This window comes from Streptomyces pathocidini (assembly GCF_001418495.1).
Classification (GTDB): domain Bacteria; phylum Actinomycetota; class Actinomycetes; order Streptomycetales; family Streptomycetaceae; genus Streptomyces; species Streptomyces pathocidini.
Window position 1 is genome coordinate 1 of record NZ_LIQY01000443.1, and the last position, 4,728, is coordinate 4,728.

The window sequence follows — 4,728 nt, forward strand, 5'->3', positions numbered from 1 at the left end:
CCCGACCAGCGGCCCCCGTTGCTCCCCCCGCCCTCAGGCGACCAACTCGCCGAAGGACTCCTCCTCGTCGCGGCCGAAGCTCAGGGCCTCGTCCTCGCGCAGCCGGCGCAGGGAGCGCCAGATGCTGCTCTTGACCGTGCCGACGCTGATGTCGAGGATCTCCGCGATCTCCGGGTCCGTACGGCCCTCGTAGTAGCGCAGGACGAGCATCGTGCGCTGGGTCTCGGGGAGCCGGGCCAGCGCCTGCCACAGCACGGCGCGCAGCTCGGTGCCGCGCATCGCGTCCTGCTCGCCCACGACCTCGGGCAGTTCCTCGGTCGGGTACTCGCTGACCTTGCGCCGGCGCCAGGCGCTGATGTGCAGGTTCGTCATGGTGCGGCGCAGGTAGCCGCCGATGGCCGCCTTGTCCGCGATCCGGTCCCAGGCGCGGTAGGTGGAGAACAGCGCGCTCTGGAGCAGGTCCTCGGCCTCGTACCGGTCACCGGTCAGGTGGTACGCGGTGGCGTACAGCGAGGCGCGGCGCTCGCGGACGAAGGCGGTGAACTCGGCCTCCGACACGCCCTCCCTCTCGGCGGCGGAGGCAGAAGTGGAGGCGGAAGCGGGGGCGGGGGCCGGGGTCTGCGCCTCCGGCTGAGCCGCCGTCGACCCGGGGTCCGCGAGCCGGACCGCGTCGATGACGTGGGGATCCCCCCAGCGGTAGCCGGGGGAATACGGCGGACGCTGGCGCCCCACCCGGGGGCCGTACGCGGCGCGGGGATGCGTCGGCGTGTGCAGACGCGTGACAACTGCGCTGGTCGTGGCCTTGTGCAGTGTGTTCATCTCGCGCCCCCCTCGGTGGAGTGATGCAAACCGTCTTCGCGTGCAGTCCGGGCCGTCGTACTCCCCGGTGCCAAAAACACTGCCGGGCCAGTTTCATCACGCTGTCCTCCAACTGTCACAGCCGTGTCACAGGGGAGCGGATCGCACGGCATGCACCGGTTGGTCGAACTCTCGGCGGTCTTTGCGCCAGAATGACCACCGTGCCTTTCCTGTTGCTGATCGAGGACGATGACGCCATCCGTACGGCCCTCGAGCTGTCCCTGTCGCGCCAGGGCCACCGTGTCGTGGCCGCCGCGACGGGCGAGGACGGCCTGAAGCTGCTGCGCGAACAGCGGCCCGACCTGATCGTGCTGGACGTGATGCTGCCCGGCATCGACGGGTTCGAGGTGTGCCGCAGGATCCGGCGCACCGACCAGCTGCCGATCATCCTGCTGACCGCGCGCAGCGACGACATCGACGTCGTCGTGGGCCTGGAGTCGGGCGCCGACGACTACGTGGTCAAGCCCATCCAGCCGCGGGTGCTCGACGCCCGGATCCGGGCGGTGCTGCGGCGCGGGGAGCGGGAGTCCAGCGATTCGGCGGCGTTCGGCAGCCTGGTGATCGACCGTTCGGCGATGACGGTCACCAAGAACGGCGAGGACCTCCAACTGACGCCCACCGAGCTGCGGTTGCTGCTGGAGCTGAGCCGCAGGCCGGGCCAGGCGCTCTCCCGCCAGCAGCTGCTGCGGCTGGTGTGGGAGCACGACTACCTGGGCGACTCGCGCCTGGTCGACGCGTGCGTGCAGCGGCTGCGCGCGAAGGTCGAGGACGTGCCGTCCTCGCCGACCCTGATCCGCACGGTCCGCGGCGTCGGCTACCGGCTGGACGTACCGCAGTGACGGACGGCCCCCCGCAGGACTCCCCGCAGCACCCCTCGAACGACCCGCAGGACCAGCCCGGCACAAGCCCCATACGCCACCCGCGCGTACGGGGCTGGGGCGCCGTCGCGCAGCGGCTCACCAGTCTGCGGCTGCGGCTGGTCGTGGTGTTCGCGCTCGTCGCACTGACCGCCGCGGTGGCCGCCTCCGGCATCGCGTACTGGCTGAACCGGGACGCGGTGCTGACCCGCACGCAGAACGCCTCGCTCAACGACTTCCGCAAGTCCCTTGAGGACAACGCCGGTTCGCTGCCGCTGCGCCCCTCCTGCGACCAGCTCCAGGACGCGGCGAACCGGATGGCGGGCACCACCCAGCGCTACGAGGTGGTGCTGATCGACAAGGAGCAGGACGGCAGCGACTGCGCCGCGGCCTCCGACGCGAGCGTGTTCTCGCTCACCCTGGTGCCCGGGTCGCTGCGGACGGCGGTGGACAAGGAGCGCCCGGCCGACGAGGGCGACGGGCTGCCGTACCACCTGTACTGGCAGCGGATCACGCACGGCGGGGACCCGTACCTGGTCGGCGGCGCGAAGGTGATCGGCGACGGGCCGACCGGCTACATGCTCAAGTCGCTGGCCTCCGAGCGCGACGACCTCAACTCGCTGGCCTGGTCGCTCGGCATCGCCACCGCGCTCGCCCTGATCGGCTCCGCGCTGCTCGCGCAGGCCGCCGCCTCGACCGTGCTGCGGCCCGTACAGCGGCTGGGCGAGGCGGCCCGGCGGCTCGGCGAGGGCAAGCTCGACACCCGGCTGCGCGTCTCGGGTACGGACGAACTGGCCGACCTCTCCCGTACGTTCAACAGCACCGCGGCCTCACTCCAGGAACGCGTCGAGGAGCTGAGCGCCCGGGAGGCGGCCAGCCGCCGGTTCGTCGCCGACATGTCGCACGAGCTGCGGACCCCGCTGACCGCGATCACCGCCGTGACCGAGGTGCTGGAGGAGGAGGCCGACAGCCTCGACCCGATGATCGAGCCCGCGGTACGCCTGGTGGTGACCGAGACCCGGCGCCTGGGGGACCTGGTGGAGAACCTGATGGAGGTCACCCGCTTCGATGCGGGCACGGCCCGGCTCGTCCTGGACCACGTGGACGTGGCCGACCAGGTGACGGCCTGCATCGACGCGCGGGCCTGGCTCGACGCGGTCGAACTCGACGCCAAGCGCGGCATCATGGCCCGCCTCGACCCGCGGCGCCTCGACGTCATACTCGCCAACCTGATCGGCAACGCCCTCAAACACGGCGGCTCGCCGGTGCGCGTGGCGGTCCGCACCGCCGCGGAGGGCACACCGAAGGCCGAGTTGGTGATCGAGGTGCGCGACCACGGCCCCGGGATCCCGGAGGACGTGCTGCCGCACGTCTTCGACCGCTTCTACAAGGCCAGCGCCTCCCGGCCGCGCTCCGAGGGCAGCGGCCTGGGCCTGTCCATCGCGCTGGAGAACGCGCACATCCACGGCGGCGACATCACCGCCGCCAACTCCCCCGAGGGCGGCGCCGTGTTCACCCTCCGGCTGCCGCTGGACGCCTCCCGGCTGACGGACGACCCGGACGACGCCGTGGACGCCGTGGAGGACTCCACTGACGGCGGCGGCCCTGCTGACGGTGGCGGTCGCGCTGCTGACGACGGCGACGGCGGCGCTGCTGACGGTGGCGGTGGGCGCCACGAGGACAGCCCGCGCCGCCCGAACGGCCCGGCGAACGGAGGCACCCGATGACGCGGCGGTCCACCCCGTCCGCAGCCAGGCGGCGGGCACCGGCCACGACCCAGCGCTGCGCCGCCGTGGCCGCCACCATGGCCGTGGGCGTGCTGGCCGCCGCGGGCTGCGGCATCCGCGGCACCTCCGTGCCCGTGGACGCCGGGCCCGCGCCCTCGCGCGCCTCCTGCGAGGCCCCGCGGAGCGGTGCCGCGGACCACTCGGAGGCCGTACCGATCCGGGTCTACCTCGTGTGCAACACCCAGCTGGTGCCCGTGGACCGCGCGCTGCGGATGCCGGAGGGCCGGTTCTCCTCGGACCGGCTGGGCCTGGCCCGAGCCCTGCTGGACGAGTTGCGCGCCGAGCCGAGCGGACCCGAGCAGGACGCGGGCTTCGACAGCGACGTCCCCGCCTCGCTGGAGGTCTCCCCCGCCCGCGAGGGCGACCCCGCCGCGACCCTGCGCCTGAACCGGCTGCCGGACGAGCTGCCCTCGTACGCCCTCGGCCAGCTGGTGTGCACCTACGCGGAGACGCCCCTGGCCGCGGCCGAGGCGGCGGTCCTGCTGGGCGGCCCCGCCGACGACGAACCGCGCCGCTACCGCTGCACCGAGAGCCTGCGCGCCCACCCGGACGTAGCCCAGACCCCGGAGATGGCCCGGACTCCCGACGCGTAGACCCCAGACGCGACACAGACCCCGGCCGTAGCCCGGACCCCGGACGTGGCGCAGACCACAACCACTCCACCGGACTGACCGGGGAACCAGTAGCACGCCGGGCGGCGTCCTCCTGAGCGTGCAGCGCCATCGCCCCAACGACCGACCGACCGCCCGATCCCGCGCGACAGGACTCGTACTCCTCGCCGCGTATCTCCTGTTCGTCGGCTGGCTCACGCTGCGCCCCCGCTACGTGCCGTGGGTCCCGGCCGCGAACCTCCACCCGTTCGCGACGGTCCGCGCGGAGCTGGCGGAGGGCCCCTGGCACGCCCTGCTCCAACTCGGCCCCTCGCTGCTGCTGCTGGCCCCGCTCGGGGTGCTGCTGCCGATGGTCACGGGCCGGCTGTGGGGCGGGCTGCTGGGGTCACTCGCGCACACCGTGTCCTCGGGCGCGATGGTGTCGCTGGCCATCGAGCTGCTCCAGACCGACGTGCCGGGGCGCACGCTCGACGTGGACGTGCTGCTGCTGAACACCGCCGGAGTGGCCGCCGCGCACCTGCTGCTGACGCCCCTGCTGGCCGCGCGGCTCGACGCGTGCCGCGCGGGCCAGGGCGCGGGGTGCGGTACGAGCCGGGGTTCGGGACGGGGTACGGG

Annotated in this window: 5 protein-coding genes; 4 read left to right on the forward strand and 1 reads right to left on the reverse strand. The window is 73.4% G+C overall.

The window, feature by feature from the left end; all coding sequences use genetic code 11:
* Positions 1-33 precede the first annotated feature (33 nt).
* Positions 34-819, reverse strand: coding sequence for a SigE family RNA polymerase sigma factor (locus AOK16_RS19810; RefSeq protein WP_055473543.1), 786 nt, complete (start codon positions 817-819; stop codon positions 34-36).
* A gap of 200 nt (positions 820-1,019) precedes the next feature.
* On the opposite strand from AOK16_RS19810, the gene afsQ1 reads away from it, so the two are divergent.
* The 4 genes from afsQ1 to AOK16_RS19830 form a co-directional block, all read left to right on the forward strand.
* Positions 1,020-1,697, forward strand: coding sequence for a two-component system response regulator AfsQ1 (gene afsQ1, locus AOK16_RS19815; RefSeq protein ID WP_205627738.1), 678 nt, complete (start codon positions 1,020-1,022; stop codon positions 1,695-1,697).
* Complete coding sequence (locus AOK16_RS19820) at positions 1,694-3,442, forward strand: ATP-binding protein (protein WP_398719415.1); 1,749 nt, start codon at positions 1,694-1,696, stop codon at positions 3,440-3,442. Before afsQ1 ends, AOK16_RS19820 begins: the two co-directional genes overlap by 4 nt.
* The gene (locus tag AOK16_RS19825; protein ID WP_240483656.1) at positions 3,439-4,095 is read left to right on the forward strand and encodes a hypothetical protein; all 657 of its coding nucleotides are present in this window, start codon (positions 3,439-3,441) and stop codon (positions 4,093-4,095) included. The genes AOK16_RS19820 and AOK16_RS19825 overlap by 4 nt, the downstream gene beginning before the upstream one ends.
* 118 nt (positions 4,096-4,213) lie before the next feature.
* The coding region (locus AOK16_RS19830; protein ID WP_055473545.1) for a VanZ family protein at positions 4,214-4,728 on the forward strand (515 nt) is incomplete at its 3' end.